Origin of the sequence: Myxococcus sp. CA040A, assembly GCF_013336725.1 — a bacterium.
Classification (GTDB): domain Bacteria; phylum Myxococcota; class Myxococcia; order Myxococcales; family Myxococcaceae; genus Myxococcus; species Myxococcus llanfairpwllgwyngyllgogerychwyrndrobwllllantysiliogogogochensis.
Genome location: NZ_JABUMR010000006.1, coordinates 65,260 through 84,898, shown reverse-complemented (window position 1 = coordinate 84,898; position 19,639 = coordinate 65,260). Strand labels below are relative to the sequence as shown.

17 protein-coding genes are annotated in these 19,639 nt (G+C 70.0%); 6 read left to right on the top strand and 11 right to left on the bottom strand.

The features are described from left to right. Window positions 1-230 precede the first annotated feature (230 nt). Complete coding sequence (locus HUA75_RS26395; RefSeq protein ID WP_174487940.1) at window positions 231-2,498, top strand: PAS domain-containing sensor histidine kinase; 2,268 nt, start codon at window positions 231-233, stop codon at window positions 2,496-2,498. 125 nt (window positions 2,499-2,623) lie between these two features. Further along, window positions 2,624-3,481, top strand: a complete 858-nt coding sequence (locus tag HUA75_RS26390) for a hypothetical protein (RefSeq protein ID WP_141643078.1) — start codon at window positions 2,624-2,626, stop codon at window positions 3,479-3,481. On the opposite strand, the gene HUA75_RS26385 is transcribed toward HUA75_RS26390, so the two are convergent. Continuing rightward, the gene (locus HUA75_RS26385; RefSeq protein WP_141643079.1) at window positions 3,478-4,458 is read right to left on the bottom strand and encodes a TerC/Alx family metal homeostasis membrane protein; all 981 of its coding nucleotides are present in this window, start codon (window positions 4,456-4,458) and stop codon (window positions 3,478-3,480) included. The genes HUA75_RS26390 and HUA75_RS26385 overlap by 4 nt on opposite strands. A 270-nt stretch (window positions 4,459-4,728) precedes the next feature. Between HUA75_RS26385 and HUA75_RS26380 the strand changes: the two genes are divergently transcribed. Both HUA75_RS26380 and HUA75_RS26375 read left to right on the top strand, forming a co-directional pair. Then, window positions 4,729-5,136, top strand: coding sequence for a low molecular weight phosphatase family protein (locus tag HUA75_RS26380; RefSeq protein WP_141643080.1), 408 nt, complete (start codon window positions 4,729-4,731; stop codon window positions 5,134-5,136). Between the two features lie 136 nt (window positions 5,137-5,272). Beyond that, window positions 5,273-6,820 carry a DUF4153 domain-containing protein gene (locus tag HUA75_RS26375; RefSeq protein WP_174487939.1) on the top strand — a complete coding sequence of 516 codons (1,548 nt, stop codon included), beginning with the start codon at window positions 5,273-5,275 and terminating at the stop codon, window positions 6,818-6,820. Here HUA75_RS26375 and HUA75_RS26370 read toward each other — a convergent pair. From HUA75_RS26370 to HUA75_RS26360, 3 genes are all read right to left on the bottom strand, one after another. Next, window positions 6,801-7,661 carry a TonB family protein gene (locus tag HUA75_RS26370; protein WP_174487938.1) on the bottom strand — a complete coding sequence of 287 codons (861 nt, stop codon included), beginning with the start codon at window positions 7,659-7,661 and terminating at the stop codon, window positions 6,801-6,803. The two genes, HUA75_RS26375 and HUA75_RS26370, sit on opposite strands and share 20 nt — an antisense overlap. 290 nt (window positions 7,662-7,951) lie before the next feature. Continuing rightward, entirely contained in the window at window positions 7,952-8,587 is a 636-nt protein-coding gene (locus HUA75_RS26365) for a hypothetical protein (RefSeq protein ID WP_217446291.1), read from the bottom strand. 160 nt (window positions 8,588-8,747) lie between these two features. Then, window positions 8,748-9,857: an ATPase, T2SS/T4P/T4SS family gene (locus HUA75_RS26360; protein WP_174487936.1), complete on the bottom strand. Its 1,110-nt coding sequence runs from the start codon at window positions 9,855-9,857 to the stop codon at window positions 8,748-8,750. Between HUA75_RS26360 and HUA75_RS26355 the strand changes: the two genes are divergently transcribed. Next, window positions 9,848-10,456, top strand: a complete 609-nt coding sequence (locus tag HUA75_RS26355; RefSeq protein ID WP_174456910.1) for a DUF1579 domain-containing protein — start codon at window positions 9,848-9,850, stop codon at window positions 10,454-10,456. The genes HUA75_RS26360 and HUA75_RS26355 overlap by 10 nt on opposite strands. Before the next feature lie 10 nt (window positions 10,457-10,466). Here HUA75_RS26355 and HUA75_RS26350 read toward each other — a convergent pair whose 3' ends face one another. Continuing rightward, a complete protein-coding gene (locus HUA75_RS26350; protein WP_174487935.1) occupies window positions 10,467-10,739 on the bottom strand; it encodes a hypothetical protein in 273 nt (90 codons plus the stop codon). A gap of 216 nt (window positions 10,740-10,955) precedes the next feature. Between HUA75_RS26350 and HUA75_RS26345 the strand changes: the two genes are divergently transcribed. Then, the gene (locus HUA75_RS26345; protein WP_141643087.1) at window positions 10,956-12,566 is read left to right on the top strand and encodes a hypothetical protein; all 1,611 of its coding nucleotides are present in this window, start codon (window positions 10,956-10,958) and stop codon (window positions 12,564-12,566) included. A gap of 7 nt (window positions 12,567-12,573) precedes the next feature. Here the strand turns inward: HUA75_RS26345 and HUA75_RS26340 are convergent, their stop codons facing one another. From HUA75_RS26340 to HUA75_RS26315, 6 genes are all read right to left on the bottom strand, one after another. Continuing rightward, the gene (locus tag HUA75_RS26340) at window positions 12,574-12,936 is read right to left on the bottom strand and encodes a cupin (RefSeq protein ID WP_141643088.1); all 363 of its coding nucleotides are present in this window, start codon (window positions 12,934-12,936) and stop codon (window positions 12,574-12,576) included. 150 nt (window positions 12,937-13,086) lie between these two features. Beyond that, window positions 13,087-14,517: an efflux transporter outer membrane subunit gene (locus HUA75_RS26335; protein WP_141643089.1), complete on the bottom strand. Its 1,431-nt coding sequence runs from the start codon at window positions 14,515-14,517 to the stop codon at window positions 13,087-13,089. 13 nt (window positions 14,518-14,530) lie between these two features. Continuing rightward, window positions 14,531-15,712, bottom strand: a complete 1,182-nt coding sequence (locus tag HUA75_RS26330; protein WP_174487934.1) for an HlyD family secretion protein — start codon at window positions 15,710-15,712, stop codon at window positions 14,531-14,533. After that, window positions 15,712-16,164, bottom strand: coding sequence for a DUF3302 domain-containing protein (locus HUA75_RS26325; RefSeq protein ID WP_174487933.1), 453 nt, complete (start codon window positions 16,162-16,164; stop codon window positions 15,712-15,714). The genes HUA75_RS26330 and HUA75_RS26325 overlap by 1 nt, the downstream gene beginning before the upstream one ends. A 96-nt stretch (window positions 16,165-16,260) precedes the next feature. Then, on the bottom strand, window positions 16,261-17,619 hold the full coding sequence (locus HUA75_RS26320) for a glucose-6-phosphate dehydrogenase (RefSeq protein WP_141643092.1): 1,359 nt from the start codon (window positions 17,617-17,619) through the stop codon (window positions 16,261-16,263). Between the two features lie 16 nt (window positions 17,620-17,635). Then, complete coding sequence (locus HUA75_RS26315; protein WP_141643093.1) at window positions 17,636-19,483, bottom strand: glycoside hydrolase family 15 protein; 1,848 nt, start codon at window positions 19,481-19,483, stop codon at window positions 17,636-17,638. Window positions 19,484-19,639: the final 156 nt, after the last annotated feature.

Below are 19,639 nucleotides of genomic sequence, written 5' to 3'. Positions count from 1 at the left end.
GGCGGCCCGAGAAGACAGGAGCCTGGAAGCTTCGGGCTCCCTATTCCAATCCTGACGGCCATGCCTACGCGCCAATCATCCAGGTCGAGCCACTCCAGCGAGTGGCCGACGAAGGGCGGGCCAGCGGAAGCGCGCACCCGGGGGGGCATGCGCTGTCCGACTGGAACCTGCCCGGCCTGGCTTCACCCCCACATGGACGACGCCTGGACCCAGACGGGCGGGGCGCTCGCATGAATCCCTGCCCCGCGCCCATCGGTCCGCTGTCGGACCTCCTGTCCTCCCGTCGGGAGGACATCGCGCGGAGGTGGGAGGAACGCGCGGGGGCGTCGCGCGGCGAGGGGCTGCTGCGGCTTCCGACCCAGACGACGGGCTCGCTGGAGTGGGTGGACTCGGTGGTGGACCTCCTGCGGCGCTTCGGTGTCTCGGCCGAGCACGAGGTCCAGCTCCCCACCGACGGACAGGGCGCCGAGCGCTACCGGGCGGGAGCGAACATCGCCGCGGTGGTGCGCGAGTACGGCCTGCTGCGCGACGTGCTCGTCGAGGTGCTGGAGGAGTCGGGGTGGCCGCCGGACTTCAAGGGCCTGCGCGCGCTCAACCGAGCCATCGACGCGAGCATCGCCGACGCGGTGACACGGCACGCCGCGGCACATGAGCAGACGCTGCGGCTCACGGAAGCGAAGCTGCATGACATCCTGGACCACGCGCCGCCCGCCATCTATGCGAAGGACGTCACGGGCCGGTATCTCTTCGTCAACCGTGCCTTCGAGCGCGGGAGCGGCCTGAGCAGCGAGAAGGTGGTGGGCCACACGGACGACGAGCTGTTCACCCCGGACGTGGCGGCCGAGTTCTCCTCCAATGACCGGCGGGTCCTCGAGTCGGGTCAGCCCCTGGAGTCCGACGAGCACGTGCGGTTCAAGGACGGCTGGCACATCTACCAGTCGCTCAAGTTCCCCCTGCTCGGTGTCGGGGGGCAGGCGCATGCGGTGTGCGGCATCTCCACGGACGTCACCGAGGCCCGACGCATCCAGCGCGAGCGGGACGAGGCCCGCGAGCGTCTGCGCCGGGTCATCACCGAGCTGCCCGTCGTGCTGTGGGCCACGGACCCGGTGGGCAACATCACCCTCTTCGAGGGCGCGGGCCTGCGCGCCATGGGTGTGCGGACAGAAGATGTCGTGGGCCGGAACACCTCCGAGGTGTACGCGGGCCGGCCGGAGTTGCTGGACGCCGCGCGGCGCGCCCAGGAAGGGGAGACGTTCTCCCTGGAGCTGGAGGTGGGCGGTGCCTGGTTCATGGCCTTCGTCTCCCCGGAGCTGGGACCGGATGGGCGGGTGATGAGCGTGTCGGGCGTGTCCCTGGACATCACCGAGCGCCGTCGCGCCGAGGAGGTGCTGCGCCAGTCTGAGACGCGCTACCGGCTGGCCACGCTGGCAACGAGCGACGTCATCTACGACTGGAACCTGGCCACCGGACACATCCAGTGGAGCGAGCTGGCCAACCAGCAGTTCCGCCTGCCCCCGGAGCTGCCGGCGTTGGACATCGAGGGGTGGACGCGGTCCATCCATCCGGAAGACCGGGAGCGCGTTGGCCGGGACATGCAGCGCATCATCGACATGGGCCTGGACCACTGGCGCGACGAGTACCGCTTCCGCCGGGGAGACGGCTCGTGGGCCATCATCGAGGACCGGGGGCAGGTGGTCCGCGACGCGGCGGGACGGGCCCTGCGCATGGTGGGCGCCATGCACGACGTCACCGAGCGGCGGGTCGCGGACGAGGAGGCCCGGCGTCGCGCGGAGTTCGAGCAGCTGCTCATCGGCATCGTCGGCCACGATTTGCGCAACCCCCTCTCCGCCATCACCATGGCGTCCACCACGCTGCTGCGACGCGAAAGCCTGGATGAGCGGCAGCGCAAGGTCATCGACCGCATCCTCTCCAGCGCCGAGCGCGCCACGCGCATGCTGCGCGACGTGCTGGACTTCACCCAGGCGCGGCTGGGTGGCGGCATCCCCATGCAGCCCCGGCCGCAGGACCTGCACGAGCTGACGCGGCAGGTGCTGGATGAGGTGCGGCTGGCCCACCCCGAGCGGGTCCTGGAGCTGGAGTCCCGCGGTGACGGCGCGGGAGCGTGGGACCCGGACCGGTTGGCGCAGGTCATCACCAACCTGGTGAACAACGCCCTCGCCTACAGCCCCAGCCACTGCCCGGTGCTGGTGCGCACGCATGGCACGCGCGACGCGCTGATGCTCAGCGTGCACAACATGGGGACACCCATCCCCCCGGAGCTGTTGCCGCGCCTGTTCGAGCCCATGAAGCGCGCCGAGCGCCTGGAGTCCCAGGACGGACGCGGTGGCCTGGGGCTGGGCCTCTTCATCGTCAAGCACATCGTGGATGCGCACGGCGGCCGGCTGCGTGTGCGCTCCTCGCAGCAGGGCGGCACCCTCTTCATGGTGCGGCTGCCACGCGCGCCCACTCCCCAGACACCCATGAATCCAGGGCCTTGAGGGCCTGCCCTCCGGTTGTTGCCCGCGAGGTGTCCTGCAGCGACCGGGCAGGCATCGGCCACTTGCTCCGGGAGGCGCACCCGGCTAGCACGGGGGCCTCAGTATTACTTCCCTCGGAGGGGTGAATGAAGAAGGTCTTCATCGGGCTCGGTATCGGTTGTGGCGTCCTCATCCTTGGCGTCATCGCCGCCGTCGTCGTGGGTGGCGTGTGGGTCGCGAAGAAGGCGGGCGGCAGCATCGAGGCCGTCCAGAAGATGCAGGTGCAGCAAAAGGAGATGGCGGAGCTGAACAAGAGCCACCCCTTCGAGGCGCCCGCCGAGGGTGACGTGCTGCCGCTGCGGGAGGAGCGCCTGCTGACGTACCTCTCCGTGCGCGAGTCGGCGCTGCCCGTCTTCACGACCTACGAGGAGAAGTCCAAGGCGTTCCAGGAGGAGCACGACACCAAGAACGCGGACGCGAACCCGTCCTTCAACGCCGCGATGGAGGCCGCCAACCTGGCGATGGGGATGATGGCGGACGTGCGCACCGCGTACATCGCCAGCCTGAAGAAGAACGGGATGTCGCCCAACGAGTTCCAGACCATCACCAGCACCGTCTACGCGTCGATGGTGGCGGAGGGCTCGGAGGCGGTCCAGAAGATGAGCGCCAAGGCCGTGGAGGCCATGCAGAAGCAGCTCAAGATGGTGGACGGCAAGCTGGAGAACGCGAAGCTGTCCGCCGAGGAGCGCGCGGAGCTGGAGGAGTCCCGCACCGGGCTCCAGGAGCAGATTGAAGCCCTGTCGGACGCCGCGAACGGCACCGGCGCCGAGGGCCTGTCCGACGCGGCGAAGCAGGCCGCCGCCGCCAACATGGCGCTGCTCAAGAAGCACGAGGAGCGCGTCAAGGTCATGGCCAACGCGGCCTTCGACGGCTTCGTGCTCGGTGGCGCCACCGACGAGCTGAGCGGCGCGGGCGCCGGCGCCGACGGGGAACTCCAGGACTAGCGTCGCGCTGGGGTCTCCGGCTCCGGCCCCTTCCCTTCGGAGGAGGCCGGAGCGGGGTGCCCCAGGGTGTCGCGACGCCGGGCGCGGACGCTCGCGATGACGGAGGCGCCCACCAGCGTGGCGATGATGGCCACCGAGGGCAGCGGCGGGATGTGGAGCCAGGGCTCCACCACCATCTTCAGGCCCGCGAAGCCCAGCACCCCCGCAAGGCCGTAGTGCAGGTAGCGCAGCTGGCCCAGCGTGCCCGCCAGCACCAGGTACAGCGCCCGCAGCCCCAGAATCGCGAAGGCGTTGGAGCTGTAGAGGATGAAGGTGTCCTGCGTCACCGAGAAGGCGGCCGGCACCGAGTCCACCGCGAAGAGGATGTCCGTCAGCTCCAGGCCCAGGAGCGCCAGCAGGAGCGGCGTGGCCACGCGGTGGCCGTCCTCGCGCCGGACGATGAACTTCTTGTCATGGACCTGCTGCGTCACTGGCAGGTGCTTGGCCAGCCAGCGCACCGCCCGGTTGTCCTTCTGCTTCGCCGGGTCCTCGCGCGCCACGCGCAGCGCGGTGACGAGCAGGATGGCGCCGAAGACGTAGGACACCCAGCTCCAGCGCGCCAGCGCGGCGGCCCCCACGAAGATGAAGAGGGCGCGGAAGACGAGCGCCCCGAAGATGCCGAAGAAGAGCACCTGGTGCTGCGCGCGCAGGGGGACCGACAGGCTCTGGAAGATGACGAGGAAGACGAAGGCGTTGTCCAGGCTGAGGCTCTTCTCGATGAGCCAGGCCGCCACGTACTCCTGGGCCGCGTGCCCCCCGAGCACCGCCCACACCAGCCCGCCGAAGCTCAAGCCCGCCGCAATCCACACCCCGCTCCAAATCCAGGCGGCCCGGCGTGACTCTCCGTGATGCCCCCGGTGCGACAACAGGTCCACCGCGAGCAGCGTCAGCACCGCCGCCCAGAAGACCCCCCAGAGCCATGTGGGAATCGCATGCATGTTCGTCGTCTGAACCTATGCATCCTCCCCGCGGGCGGAGGAGGTTCCCGCACGCGCCGCGTCAGGAATGGGGTGGGCCAGACACCCCTGGGCAAGGGGGATGTGGGCTGACGAACCCATACGGGCAGGCAGGGGGCTTTTCGCTCTCTTTGCGAGCTTCCCTTCACGGGATGTGTCAGTTTCCGCGCGGGGCAGCCCGTGAGGGGAGGCCCAAGACGGTCGCGTGGGGGAGGGGCGCGACGAGCCATGGAATCTGGAGGAGTCGTACCGATGAACAAGGTCATCTTCGCCTGCGTGCGCAACGCTGGCCGCTCGCAAATGGCGGCGGCGTTCTTCAACGTGCTGGCGGACCCGGAGAAGGCGCGGGCCATCTCCGCGGGGACACAGCCTGGCGAGCGCGTGCATCCGGAAGTCCTGGAGGCGATGCGTGACGCGGGTCTGGATTTGAAGGACGCGCGGCCCCAGCAGCTCACGGAGGAGCTGGCGCGGGACGCCCACTGGCTCATCACCCTGGGCTGTGGCGAGGCGTGTCCGCATGTGAAGGGGCTCCAGCGCGAGGACTGGCCGCTGGACGACCCGCAGGGCAAGTCGGAGGTGCTGGTGCACCGCATTCGCGACGAGGTGGCCGCGCGCGTCGCGGGCCTGCTGGAGCGCGAGGGCTGGATGCGCGCCGGCTGAGCCGCCGGCCGACCAGTGGGGCCGGGGAGCCGGCTGGGGTGGGGAGCCGACCGCTCGCCCGCTCTGGCCGCACGGCGCCCGGCCCCGGGCGCATCCTGCGGACATTCGAGCCGATGTCCGTCCGAGGTGCGCCGTCATGTCTTCGACTCTCTCTCCCATGCCCCTGGTGGCGCCGTCCGCGCCGCCACCCCTGCCGTCCACGCCCTGGCTGCCCCAGGCGCGCGCGCCACGCCGCACGCTGGTGGCCGCCCTGGCGCTGGGGGGGCTGGCGGAAGTGCTGTTGGACCGGCCCCACTGGGGCGTGTCCTTTCCCTTGATGGCGCTGTCGCTGGTGGCGGTGCTCGTGGGCCTGGGCGGACGCGAGGGCTGGCAGCGCGCGCGGCCCAACGCGTGGCTGCTGGGGCCGCTGCTCGCCGTGGCGGGCTTCGTGGCGGTGCGTGACAGCCCGTGGCTCGTGGTGCTGAACGTGCTGACGGCGGGGACGCTGCTCTTGCTGCTGATGCATTTCTGGGGCGCGGGCCGGGTGCAGCGGCTGGGGCTGGGGGGCTATCCCGGGGTGGTGCTGGGCACCGCGCTGCGCGGCCTGCTCCATCCGCCCGCGCTGGTGCGCGACTCGGTGGACCTGGGCGCCGCGAAGCGGCAGGCGCCGCGCCTCATGCCCTTCGCGAGGGGCGTGCTGCTCGCAGTGCCGGTGCTGGCGGTGTTCGCCATGCTGCTGTCGTCCGCGGACGCGATGTTCGCCTCGGCCGTGCAGCGGGTGTGGAGCGTGGACGTGGGCGCGCTGCTGGGCGCCTCGCTCATCAAGGGGATGGGCGTGTTCCTCTGCGCGGGCCTGGCCGCGAGCGCGCTGGGGCACGCGCTGCGGCGGCGCACGGGGAGCGAGGCGGGAGAGGCGGAGGTGGCGCCCGCGTCGCCACGGCTGGGGCTCACGGAGGCGCTGACGCTCATCCTCGCGGTGGACGCGCTGTTCTTCGCCTTCGCGGGCTTCCAGGTGGCGTACCTCTTCATCGGCGACGCGTCGTCTCCGGCGCCCGGGTACTCGTATGCGGAGTACGCGCGCCGGGGCTTCTTCGAGCTGATGGTCGTGTCCATGCTGACGCTGGGGCTGGTCATGGCGCTGGCGCGGTGGACCCGCCGCGAGTCACCGCTGGCCAGGACGGTCTTCCAGGCGGGGGCCTCCATCATGGTGGCGCTGACGCTGGTCATCGTCGCCTCGGCGGTGCAGCGCATGACGCTGTACGAGGACGCGTTCGGCTACACGCGCCTGCGCCTGTTCACCCATGTCTTCATGTTCGCGCTGGGCGTGGTGCTCGCGTGGCGCGGCGTGACGCTCTGGTGGCGACCGGAGCGCTTCGCCGTGGGCGCCTTCGTCACGGCGCTGGGCGCGGTGCTGGCCGTGAATGTCATCAACCCCGACGCGCTCATCGTCCGGCTCAACCTCACGCGAGGGGAGCCGGGGTCCTCGGTGGATAGCGAGTATCTGCACTCGCTCTCCGGGGATGCCGTGCCGGAGCTGGTGCGTGGGCTCTCCTCGGGGAAGCTCGAGGGGGTGGCGCATCTGAAACAGCACTATGTGGACGTGTGCGAGGACGTGTCCTGGCCGGAGTGGAGCCTGTCTCGCTGGCGGGCGTGCCGGGCGCTGGAGTCGGTGGAGGAGGCTCGCGTCAGCGCAGGTGGTAGTTGAAGGGCAGCTCCACCGTGACGCGAGGGCCAAGCGCGGCGGGCGGAGGCGGGAAGGGGGCCGCGTCACGCACCGCCGCCTGGGCCGCGTCGCACAGGACGGAGTGGGGGCAGTGCCCCACGACGGACAGCTCGAGCAGTTGGCCCCGGGCTCCGACGGTGATGCGCAGCGAGAAGCGGCCTTCGATTCCGGCCATCGCGGCCTGGTGCGGGTAGCGCACGTTCTCGAAGCGGTCGCGGAACATCACCTCGAAGTACTCCTCCTCCCAGGCGTTGCGCTCCTCGCGGGAGGGGGGCGGCTGCGCGACGGGGAGCAGCCCCGCGCTGCTCGCGGCGAGGACGCTGTTCACCACGCCGCCGATGACCCCGCCCGCCACGCCACCGGAGACTCCGCCGGGCGTGGCCGTGGCGCGGGCCTCGTTCGCGGACTTCGCGTCGGCTGTCTCATGCGGAGGTGGCGCCTCGGGAGCCGGGAGCGGCCGAGGCTCCGAGGACCGGGTGAAGGCCTTCGACGGGTGGGGCTTCGACAAGGGGCGTGCGCGTCGCGCGGAGGCCTGACGCGGCGTGGACGGCGTGCTGGCGGCGGGAGCGGGGGGCGGCGGCGGAGGCGCGGCGAGCAGGCGCAGGACGAGCATGTCCTCGTCTTTCGTGACGAGCCGGGGCACGAGGGTAGAGCCGTGCCAGAGGGTGTCCAGGCCCACGAGCGCGAGCACGTGGATGGCCACCGCGAGCGGCACCACCCAGAAGGTGCGTGAGTTGTCCGCGACACGGCGTGAGCGCGCGTGGGCGACGGAGGCGAAAAGCGGCGCCTCGGCGTGGCCGTCCTTCGGACTTTCGTCCGGCATGTCCCAACCCCCTTTCCTCCCGCTTGGAACGACAGTCTAGCGGGAGGCCCCATCCACCTGACACGTGGGTAGTGCCGGTCCTCGTCGCGGTGAAGGGGACCTGCCCCAGGGCGCCAGGCGACAGTGCTGAATTCCTGCCCGATTCATGCGCGTTCCATGAGGAACGTGTCCACCAGACCTCACTTCAGGACCCGTGAGGGTGGCCGCAGCTCCGGCACTGCCTCGCATCACCGGAGGCGGCGACGAACTGACGGCAGTCACAGTTCAGGACGAAGCAACTGTGCTGGTTGTCATAGCGCCCGCCAAAGGGGTGCGGGACGAGCGTCTGCACGGAGACCTTGGGGACGCTGAATGTCGACCCGGAGGTGGTGTTGGAGAAGCCCACGAAGAGGGGGGTGGGGATGCTCGGGGTGCTCCAGCGCCGTCTGGAACTTCACGGTGCTGGCCTTCACCTCGAAGAAGGCCCACCGGGGGCTCGTCGGCGTGCAGGAGCGCCTGGCGGCCAGGTCCACGCCATTGCCCGTGTTGTTCTGCACCGCGCCCCGGACGTCGAAGCCGAGGTGCTTGAGGAAGTCGTGGGCGATGCGCTCCCCGGTGTCACCAATCCAGGCGCTGTCCATGTAGGTGATGCTGTCGCAGCGCTGGAGGATGACGACAGGCTGCCCGCCGCGTCCGCCGGTTTCGCCCCAGGGGTAGCACGTGGCGGTGATGGGGTTGCCCTGCTGGTACTCCAAGGTGCCGTTGCGGGGCATGGACACCCGGATGAGATGGAGCTCGAAGTCCGCGCCTCGTCCCATTGCCTGCTCGATGGTCTGCGCGCCTTGCTGGGCGGGGATGCCGTACTGACCGTTGAGCGCGTTCTTGAGGCGGTCCTCGACGAACTCCTGGGCATTGCGCTGGGCTTTCGAGCACTGCGCGTCATTCACCTTCACTTCCATGTAGTGGATGACGGTGCCGCGCCCGGTGACGACCTGGGTCCGCGAAGCAAGGCATGTACGAGGGGCCCGAGAGGACGGGTGTCCCCGCCAGGATGCAGGGCCCGCGTTCGCGGAAGACGCGCGTGCGTCGCGCCAAGACGCTCGGGCTTCAGTCCTCGGCCACGGCGGGAGGTGCCCACGCCCCGGCGTGGCTTCGTCCCGAGTCGTCCCGCGTGACGGTGTGCAGCGTGCGGACGGGCTTGCCGGTGGCCGCGTCCAGCACGTGGTGGACGATGAGCGGCGTGACGGGGACCTCGGGCAGGGCTTCGTGGAGTTTCGCGAGGACGGCCTCGGGACTCTCGGCCTCGAGGACGAAGGCGGTGGCGTGGCCGGTGAGCGCGGAGTTGATGAGCACCTGGAGGTCCTGCGGGCCGCGAGGCTCGTCCGCCAGAATCACGTCCGGGTCCTGCCGGAGGAACGCGCGGACCACCTGCGCGAGCGGCGCGGTGTCACCCACCTTCACCATCCCGAGCCGCGCATCCACGGCGCGCGGTTGCTCCAGCGCGACGAGGACGTTGGTGAAGTCAGGCAGTGCTTCCATCGCCGCGTGGAGGGACGTGCTTCGCCCGGTGCCGCGCGCGCCGGAGAACACCACCGGCTGTCCCTGGAACAGCGTATCGAGCCGCAGGAAGCGCTCCGTGAGGAACGCGGCCTCCGAGGGCTTCATACCCAGCGAGGTGAAGGGAGGCTGCGCGTCGCGGAGCTGACGGTCCCGGGCGTAGACGGTGACGCTGGGGGCGACAGGGCCCTCCTGGAACGTCACCCAGAAGAGGACGTCCGGGTCCTCCGCGCTGGGCGGATACGCCACGGTGCCACGCGCGGGGCGCGCCTCGTCCTGGCCTCGTTGGGACAGGGTGTGGAGGGCCTCGCTCAGCGACGCATGCAGCGCGGGAGCGAAGGGCTGACGCACGGGCAGCCGGTCTTGTCCGAGCATGCCCTGATGCCCGGGTGCATCGGCGCGGACGGTGAAGAACGAGGCGCCAGCCGTGAGGTCGTCCCCGTCGGCGTCGGCCCACACGGAGAAGACGAGGGTGCGCGTCCGCGCGGCGATGGAGAACAGGGCCGCCGCGGCCTCCTCGGGTGAAGCAGGGAGGGGCGGCGGACTGGGGACGGGGATGCCCTCGGCGGCGAACTGTTCGAGCAGACCGGCAATCAGCGCGGAGAGGGTCGTGGCGAGTGTGCTCAGGCGTGGGCTCCCGTGGGGTGCCGATGATGGCATGCGTCACGAGTCTTTGTGGTGACGATGACGAGGCTCGGGGCTACGAAGAGGGCATGAGCCAGGACTGGAATGCGACGAACGCGCCCACGGCGGACTTCGACCCGGGCGCGGAGCACCGGGTGTTGACCGGAATGGTGGGCGCCTGGGAGGGCCTGACGCGCACATGGTTCGACCCGTCCGGTGCGCCCGAGGAGTCGCGCACCCACGCGAGCATCGAGCCGTTGCTCGGCGGGCGCTTCGTGCGCATCGACTACCACTCCACGGCGATGGGCAAGCCGCACGCGGGCCAGTTCATCCTCGGCTTCGACCGCACGGAGGAGCACTACACCGCGGCCTGGGTGGACAGCTTCCACATGAGCGCGAACATGATGGTCTCCACCGGCGCGCCTCGGGACGACGGACGCGTGTCGATGCTCGGAAGCTACACGGCGAGCATGTGCGACGAGCAGGGCGTCACGCAGAAGCAGCGCTGGGGCTGGCGCACGGTGATTCACCAGCCGGACGCGGACACCGTGGTCCTGGAGTCCTTCAACATCTGGCCCGAGGGCCGCGAGGACCGCGCGGTGGAGACGCGGCTGACGCGCCGCCGCCAGGGATAGTCACCGCGCTTCAACGCACGCGGCGGAGCGAGGCCTTCGCGCCGGGCTCCACCGCCACCCGCATGTGCTCGGCCTCCTTGCGTGAGGGGAAGGTGTGCTCGAAGCCGCCCTCGACCGAAGGGAGGAGTCCCCTCGTCCGCGCGGCCAGCTCCACGCCTCGCACGGCGATGGAGCGCATCGCCTCTTCCTCTCCGCCGGTCCACTGCCACCCCGCCATGGACGACTTCGTCAGCCCGCACGGCAGGGTGTTCCAGGGCTCGGGCAGCGTCGCCGCTTCCTTCACCGCGTCCTGGGGCGTGAGCTGGACGCGTGTCCCGCGCGCCCCGGGAAAAATCCTGGGACGTGGACTCCTCGGCGCGGGCGGAGGTGAGGGCGATGGACAATAGCAGGAAGAGGAGCGCCCGCCGGGCGTTGCGCATGGGATAACCCTGGCGGACGGACGGCGCGCGCGACCGGAGGGACGCGCGGGCAGGGCCCAGGGCCCGGTGAGAGGACGTGCATGAAGCTGGATGACCTGGTGCTGGCGTTGACTGTCTCGTTGCTTCGCGTGGAGCGCGAGCAGTGGCTGGACGTCCTGACGCGGTTGGAGACGAACCTGGGGTCGGGGTGGACGCTGCGGCTCCTGGAGGTGCCAGGGACGTACTCGGTGGGGGCGCGCACGCGAGAGGGACGCGAGCTGCCGCTGGAGGCGTGGCGCGAAGTGCTGGATGGCGAGGAGCTGGTGAGCGTCCGCGCCATGGACCTGGGGGGCCTGGGGCCCGGTGAGCTGCCGGACCACGTGGCCGCGGCCTTCGTCAACTCGGAGGCCCTGGTGCTGGACGTGCGCACGAAGCAGGGCAACACCCTCTACCAACTGGAGGTTGTCTTCAGCAGCTCCTCGCTCATCACTCCCCGGCAGTTCGTGGACTTCGCGCGGGCCCAGCCGAACGCGGAGCGCGTGCTGGAGGCACTCTCACTTGTCATCACCGACTCCAATACGATGAACCAGCGTCCCGCCGTGTCGGCGTCACAGGTGGCGGACTACCTGTGCTCGCGCGAGGGGGCGGCGCTGTTCGATTTGATTGGCGGGGACCTGCTCAAGGAGCTCCAGTCCACGGTGCTCCGCCACGGCGGCGCGATGGTGCTCTCCGAGGACTTCCGCCCCTTCTTCCAGACGCTGGACCCGGACGACTTCGAGCGGAGCCTCTTGCCGCCGGAGCGACTGGCGGAGTTCGTCCCGTCGGACGAGCGGGTGTACCTGTCGGGCGATGACTTCGGGCGGGACTTCGTGGCGCTGGTGGAGGCGCAGCCCTTCGCGGAGGAGGTCTGGGCGCGCGCGGCGGAGAACCTCAACCGGTTCACCGCGCCGGATGCGACGCCATACACCTCCCAGTCGCTGAAGGAGTTGCTGGCCACGGCGGAGCCGGCGGCGGTGCATGGGATTCCCTCCGGCAATCTGATGGAGGAGCTCCAGATGACCTGCAAGGCGCGTGGCGCGGAGCTCATCATTCCGGAGCCATTGCGCGAGCGCGTGCGGGCGCAGGGGTACACGAAGGAGCAGCAGGCGAAGGACCCCGGGTTGATTCCGGAGCGGGAGCGACTGCGGCTGGTGCCCAATGACTCGCGCTACCAGATGTACCTGTTCAACGCGCTGAAGGTGGCGCGCTCGCCGCTCCTGTCGCCGCGCGCGACGACGAACACGCGGGCGGAGCTGCTGTCGAGCCTGAAGGACGCGGAGGAGTTCGCCACGCGCAAGGGCTCGCCCTTCGCCGAGGCCTTTGGACTGGCGCGCTTCATCCTGGAGAACACCGGTTTCCAGTTGCGTGACGCCGCGCCGGAGCGGCTGGCCGCGGTGCGCGAGGCGCTGCGGAGCGTGGGGCTGGGAGAGCGGGCGTGCGACGCGTTCGAGCGGCGCTTCTCGCTCGTGACGCTGTTCCAGGTGTTCCCCTCGTCCGAGGAACGGCTGAGGGGGCTGATGGCGTGCTCGGTGGCGGATGTCTTTGGCGGCATGGGCTCGTGGAACGACGAGTTCTTCGAGTCCGACGAGGACCAGGCCTGGTACGAGCGGGTGACGCAGCGGCTGTTCCGCGCGCTGCGCGAGTTCTTCGTGACGATGGTGAACGCGCGCTGAAGGCGCGTTACGCGTCGCGGTGGACGGTGCCCGGGGAGAACGCGGGCAGACAGATGGCGACGTACTCGGCACCCTCGGGCTCGGGGGTGCTGTAGCGGACCCACTCGCCCGGCTCGCAGATGACGGCCTGTCCGCCGCGCACGTCGAGGAACCCGCCCTTGTGCTCGACGCGCAGGACGCCGGCGAGGACGAGGGTGATTTCCTTGAACTCGGGCTTCTGGCCCGGCTCCTCCCAGCCGCCCGGACTGTTCATGTGGGCGACGCTGACGTCGGAGGTCTTGGTGGTGGCCCGGCCGACGAACTCATGAATGAGCTTCGGTTTGTTGCCCACGGCTGTCACGCGCATGGGAGCGGGAATCAGGGTTGGCATCGAAGGCTCAGAGAGACCGCGGGGTGGTGTGTCTGGGCTGGACACGTTACAGCACGCGGCTCCGGACACCCACCCCTTCCGAGTGAACCGCGGCACCTGCCACTGTTCGACGCGACAGGAACAGTCCGTCGCTACCGGATGTCACGCGCGCTACTTCGCGTCGGGCTTGGGCTCGGCCGGGACGGAGAAGCCGCCGCCCAGGGCGAGGTGGAGGTTGATGCGCTGAATCAACTGCTCGCTGCGCACGCGCAGCAGGGCGACTCGCGCCGCGTCCGCGAGGAGGGTCTGCTGGAGCAGCGCGAGCAGGTCGACCTTCCCGACGCGGTAGTCGACATTCAGGAGCTCCAACGCGCGCGCGTGCTCGGCGACGGCCCGCTCCAGGATGACGCGACGCTCGCCGAGCACGCGCGCGCTCGTCAGCGCGTTCTCCACCTCGTTCGTGGCGCGCAGGGCCGCGGACGCGTACGCGCCGAGCGCCGCCTCCTGCTCCGCCGTCCGCGCGCGCACCTGCGCCGCCAGGGCCCCGCCGTGGAAGAGGGGCGCGAGCAATCCCGCCGCCACGCCGCCCGTGGGATTGGTGAGCGTCTCCTTCAGCACCACCACGTCGCTGTCGACCAGGCCCACGGCGCCCGTGAGGCGCAGCGAGGGAAGCCGCGCGGCCTTGGCCTCCTGCACGTGGTTGAACGCGGCGGCCACGCGGCGCTCTGCGGCCATCAGGTCCGGCCTCCGCTCGAGCACCGAGGCGGGAATGCCCGCGGGCACCGGGCCGGGCAGCTCGACCAGGGTGCCCCTGGGCTCCAGGGTCCCCGAGGGATAGCGCCCCGCGAGCAGCTCCACCGCGCGCACCGCCTGCACCCGCGTCAGCTCCAACTGCTTCACGGTGTCGCGGTACGAGTCCAGGTTCGCCTGCGCCAGCGCCAGCTCGTGTTCACTGATGACGCCGACCTGCAGCCGCGTGGTGGTGAGCTGGACCAGCTCCTCTCCCATCCTGACCCGCTCGACGGCGATGCCTTGCAGGAGGTGGGCTTCGGTGGCCAGCAGCCAGCCCTTGGCCAGGGTCGCCGCGAGGGACTGCCGGGCGAACTCGAACTCGGCCTCTGCCGCGGCCAGCGTCTCCCGGGCCGCGTTGCGGCGATAGCGGAGCTTGCCCCACAGGTCGACCTCCCAGCCGGCGGAGATTTCGATGCCGCGCAGCACACCCTCCAGCCCCTGGCCAAACCCGATGGATTCCTTCCCCTGCAGGTCGACCGTGGGAAGCAGCCCCGCGCGGGCGACGCCGAGCATCGCCGACGCCTGGTCCACCCGCGCCGAGGCGGAGCGGAGGTCCGGGTTGTGTCCGAGCGCCTCGGCGACCAGCGCCTGGAGCTGTTCGTCCTGGAACGTCGCCAGCCACCCGTCCTGGATGCCGCCCTCCGGTGCGCCCGCCGACGACCACGCGGTGGCGAGCGAGGTGTGAGGGAGTGCCTGTTTGACGACCTCGGGTCCTCGCGGCGGAGCGCGTGTGGGGCAGCCGCAGACGCCCCCGCCCACGACGAGCACCGTCCAGGCCCGGAGCCATCCCCACCGCCGGCGCTCGAACATGCTCCACCCTTCCTCAGTGCAGCTTGAGAATCAGCCAGTCCAGCTTGGTGCCCACCCGGAGAATCACCTTGCGCAGCACGTGCACCGGGTGGAACGACTGGGTGTAGATGGCGGCGTGGCCGCGCGCTCCCGCCGGGAGGATCTCGTTCTCCTCTGACTTCTCGACCGTGAGGGTGACGGCGTAGCGTCCGGGAGGCAGGGCTTCCCCGCCCGTCTCGGGCAACACCCCCGAGGTGGGCAGCTGCCCCTGTCCGGTCGCCCAGACCACGGATTTGACGTGGCACTTGATGACGCGGTTCGGGAACGCCTGGAGCGTGACCTCCGCCTCGTCGCCCGGCTGGACCTGGTGCAGCTCGTTCTGATGGAAGTAGGCGACCACGTTCTGCTCGTCCTCCACGAAGCTCATGACAGGCGAGATGGGCAGCGCCGCCGCGTAGGAGCCCGCGCGAAGCTGGAGGTTCACCACCGTTCCATCCGCGGGCGCGTACGTCACGGTCTCCCGGAGGCGCCACTCCGCATCCGCCAGCGAGGCGAGCGCCTGCTGCTGTCCGGCTTCGGCCTGGGCGAGCTCCACGAGCGTGCCGTCCACCGTCCGCGCCTCGAGCCTCTGGGTGACCTGCCCCACGGCGGCGTTCGCCGCGGCCAGCTCACCCTCCAGGTTGCGGACCTCTGTCTCCACCTGCTGCAAGTCGAACTGAGTGCCGGAGCCATTGGAGGCGAGGACCTTGTGTTGCCGCACGCGCCGCCGGGCCAGGTCCAGCCGGGCCGCGACGGAGGCCCTTCTGCCCTGGGCCGTCTTGCGTTCCAGTGACAGCTGCTTCTCGATGGCGCGAGCACCCGCGACCTTCGCGTCCAGCTCCCGCACCCTGGCCTTCAGCCCATTCACCTCCAATTGCGTGGACTCAGGGTCGATACGGAAGAGCACGTCCCCCTTCTTCACCGCGCTGTTGGGCTGGACGGGCACCTCGATGACGCGTCCGGAGATCCGCGGGACGACCTGCACGACGTAGTTCATCACCCGCGCGTCCGACGAGGACGGCGCGTACACGTTGGCCAGCAGGATGAGCACCGTGATGCCGATGATGGGCAGGGTGATGACGATGACCTGGGAGACGAAGTTCCACGGCAGCAGCTTGAGCTTGAAGAAGATCAGCCAGACGACGCCCGCGTAGACGAGGAGCAGCAGCAGTTCCATCAGTGCGGCTCCCCTCTCTCGTCGGGGGACGGTCCTTCGGAGGGTGCGCCTGGGGGGGCCGGAAGCGCGGCCTCGTCGGCGTCGGGGCCGTGCGGAGGAGGGACCCGGTCATGCCCGTAGGCCAGCTTGTACAGGGACGGCTTGGAGTAGGCCCAGAGCCATGCCAGCGGCCACAGGAGCCCGCCGAAGAACAGCGACAGCAGGCACAGGGTCTTGATGGCATCCAGCTGCGGGTGATGGCGCTTCTCCGCGATTTTTTCCGGGAGGATGTGGAGCAGCCAGAACCCGGAGATGAGAATCACCGGGCCGATGATGATGACAATCCAGCTGAACACCTCCGCCGCGGTGTCCATCGCGTCGCCGCTGAGAAGCGACGCGTGCGCTGGACGCGGAGCCCACGCCGCCAGCCCCCACCATCGCAGCGCGGTGGTGGCCCCCCTTGGCCATCTCATGATGTCCGCCCCCTTGCTCCGACGACAAGCTATGAGGGGTTTCCCTACCGTCAAGGGGACGTTCGAGCGCGCGGCACTCCCGTCTGGCATCACTGTTCAGCGACCGGAGGGCCCCGCGCTTCCCGCCGGATACTCGCGCAGGGGGACTTCACCTCGCCGCCAGCCCGCGAGCACCGGCTCGACGATTCGCCACGCCTCCTCCACCTCGTCGTCCCGGAGGGTGAGCATGGGCTGTGCTCTCAACATGTCGAGCAGCAGGTTCGAGTACGCGAGCCGTCCGGTGGCATGCGACCGCAGCTCCAGGTCCTGGGTGACCAGCGTCAGCTCCGGCCCGTTGATGTTCACCGCGAGGCGGACGTAGGGCTCCGACAGGCCGATGCGCAGCACGTTCTGGCCACCAGGCTGGCCTCGGTAGGCGTGGTCCGGCTCGAAGCGGAAGTACACCGCCACCTCGGCGTGTGACTGGGCCAGCGCCTTGCCCGTACGCAGGACGAAGGGCACGCCCGCCCAGCGCCAGCTCGCCAGTTCGAGCGTGAGCTCCGCGAAGGTCTCCGTCTCGCGCGAGGCCTCGACTCCCCGCTCCCGGGCGTAGGCGGGAACCTTGTGTCCATCGATGTCGCCGTCCACGTACCGGGCGCGGACGCTGCGCTGGCGCACCTGCTCCGCGGTCATGGTCGGAATCGTCCGGAGCACGGCGGCGCGGGCGTCCCGGATGGAGCGCTCGTCGGAGCGGGCGGGCTGCTCCATCGCGACCAGCGCCAGTACCTCCAGGAGGTGGTTCTGAATCATGTCCCGGAGCGCTCCGGCGCGGTCGTAATACGACGCACGGCCCTCGACGGTGAGCGGCTCGTCCCAGGTGATGGTCACCCGCTCGATGTGTTGCTGATTCCAGATGGACTCGAGCACGCGGTTGCCGAACCGCAGGGCGAAGACGCGCTGGACCAGTTCATCCGACAGGAAGTGGTCGATGCGGAAGACCAGGGTGTCGGGGAAGCGCAGCCGCAGCAGTTCATTGAGGCGTTGGGCGGAGGCGAGGTCGACGCCGAAGGGCTTCTCGACCGCCACCACGCTGCCTTTCGGGAGGCTCGCCTCGGAGAGGGCCGTGAGCACCGGCTCGAACAGATGCGCGGGCAGGGCGAGGTAGGCGAGGACCGACGGGTGGATGCCGCCAAGCGCGCGCCGGAGGTCCTCGCCGCGCGTGGCATCCGCTCGCCGGTAGCGCAGGCGGCGGAGGACCTCCGTGCGAGTCCGCGCGGAGGCGCGCGTCGCATGCGCGTCCAGGGCCTCGCGCATGCGCTCGCGGAACTGCTCCTCGGTCCAGTCCATCCGGTCGACCCCGGTGAGGGTCAGCCCTTCGGGAGTCTTCTGCTGCTCGACGAGCTCCGCCACGGCGGGGAGGAGCAGTCGCGCCGTCAGGTCTCCCGAGGCGCCGATGATGACGAACGGGTCGATCATTCCCTCACCCTCCCGTCTACGAATGCATCGGGGGTGTGTGTCCCGTGGCCAGGAGGTAGGCGCAGTTCACGAGCGCCAGGTGGCTGAACGCCTGGGGGAAGTTGCCGAACAACCTGCGCTCCTTGGGCAGGTACTCCTCGGCGAGCAGGCCCACGTCGTTGCTGAGCTTCACGAGCTTGTCGAAGAACCGCTGGGCGTCCTCGGTCCGGCCCATGAGGTGGTAGGTGTTCGCGAGCCAGAAGGAGCATGCGAGGAACGCGCCCTCCTCGCCCTCGAGCCCGTCGACGCTGTCCTCCGTGAGGTAGCGCAGCACCAGCCCGTCCGGCATCAGCTCCTGCTCGATGGCGAGCACCGTTCCCACGACGCGAGGGTCGTCCGCCGGGAGGAAGCCGGTGAGGGGGATGAAGAGCAGGCTCGCATCCACTCCCTTCGAGCCGTAGTACTGGGTGAAAGTGTTGCGTTTGGCGTCGTAGCCCTTGCTGCACACCTCGTCGAAGATGGTCTGCCGCAGCTTCACCCACGGCGCCTTGTCCTCGCTCAAGCCGTACTCCTCAATCACTCGCACCCAGCGGTCCACGGCAGTCCACGCCGACACCTTGGAGGCGGTGAAGTCGTGCTTCGGCCCGCGCATCTCCCAGATGCCATGGTCCGGATGTGTCCAGACCTCGGAGACGCGCGTCGCGACGCTCTTGAGGGCCTTCCGGGCGCGCTCCGGCAAGGTGCCCTTCAGCTTCGCGTGGAGGTAGAGCACGCCGGCGAACTCGCCGAGGATGTCGAGCTGGAACTGCGAATAGGCTCCGTTGCCGATGCGCACGGGGCGAGCCCCTTCGTAACCGCTCAGCCAGTCCAGCGAGACTTCGGTGAGGCGGCGCTCGCCCCGGATGCCGTACATGATTTGCAGCTGGGTCGGGGCGCCTCCAATGGCGTTCACCAGCCAGTTGCCGAAGGCCTCCGCCTCGTCGGTGAGGTTGCCGAGCATGAGCGCGTTCAGCGTCAGGACCGCGTCGCGAATCCAGCAGAAGCGATAGTCCCAGTTGCGCTCTCCGCCTGGAGTCTCCGGGAGTCCGAAGGTGGGCGCGGCGACGAGCGCACCCGTGGGTTGGAAGCTGCATGCCTTGAGGGTGATGAGGGAGCGGATGACCTCGTCCTGGTACTTCGCGGGCAGGCGAATCTTCGAGGCCCAGTCCTCCCAGAAGGCCTGCGTCTCCCGCAGGGCGGCCTCCGCGTCCAGCACGTCGGGGATGTCGCTGTAGGGGCGGCCCCAGGAGAGCACGAAGGAAATCCGCTGGCCGGCGCGAACCGTGAACTCCGATTCGAACGGCGGGGGCGCCTCACCGGCTCCGCCTCGCAGGTAGAGGGCATCCGGGCCGGCGACGGCCGCGGAGGCACCGTCTCGCTTGCTGACCAGGGGCACGGTGTAGCCGTTGCCGAAACGGGGACGCAGATCGGAGCGCATCTTCACGGTGCCTCGGATTCCTTCCACCTGGCGCACCAGGTGCGGGCTGCCCTTCCGGATGGGCATGAAGTCCACGAGTCGCACCGCGCCTTCGTCCGTCACGAGCTCCGTTTCGACGATGAGCGTCTTGCCGCGGTAGCGGCGTTTCACCTCGCGCACGAGTGACGTCGGAGCCACCTTCCACCGCCCGTTGTCGGCGGTTCCCAGGAGCGAGGTGAAGCACGCGTCCGAGTCGAAGTCCGGGAGGCAGAGAAAGTCGATGGAGCCGTCCTTGGCCACGAGCGCGGCGGTGTACAGGTCGCCCAGGAGCGCATGGTCCTCGATGAGCAGGCCTGGTTCCGCCTGGGTCTCGCTGCCCCACCCTGTCCTCGGGGCCTCCCTCGTCTGCACGGTCTCTGTCGAAGCCATTTCATCCCCCCTGGGCATGTCTGTGCGTTGTGCGGGAAAGGTAGGCGCCGACACTTCGGATGCAATTCGGGCCCAGGGCTCGTCGTCGCGAAGCCCCAGCACGCGGGCGGCGGAGCGCTAGGGGGTTCGGGTCAGATGGCTCGGATGAGGGAGCCC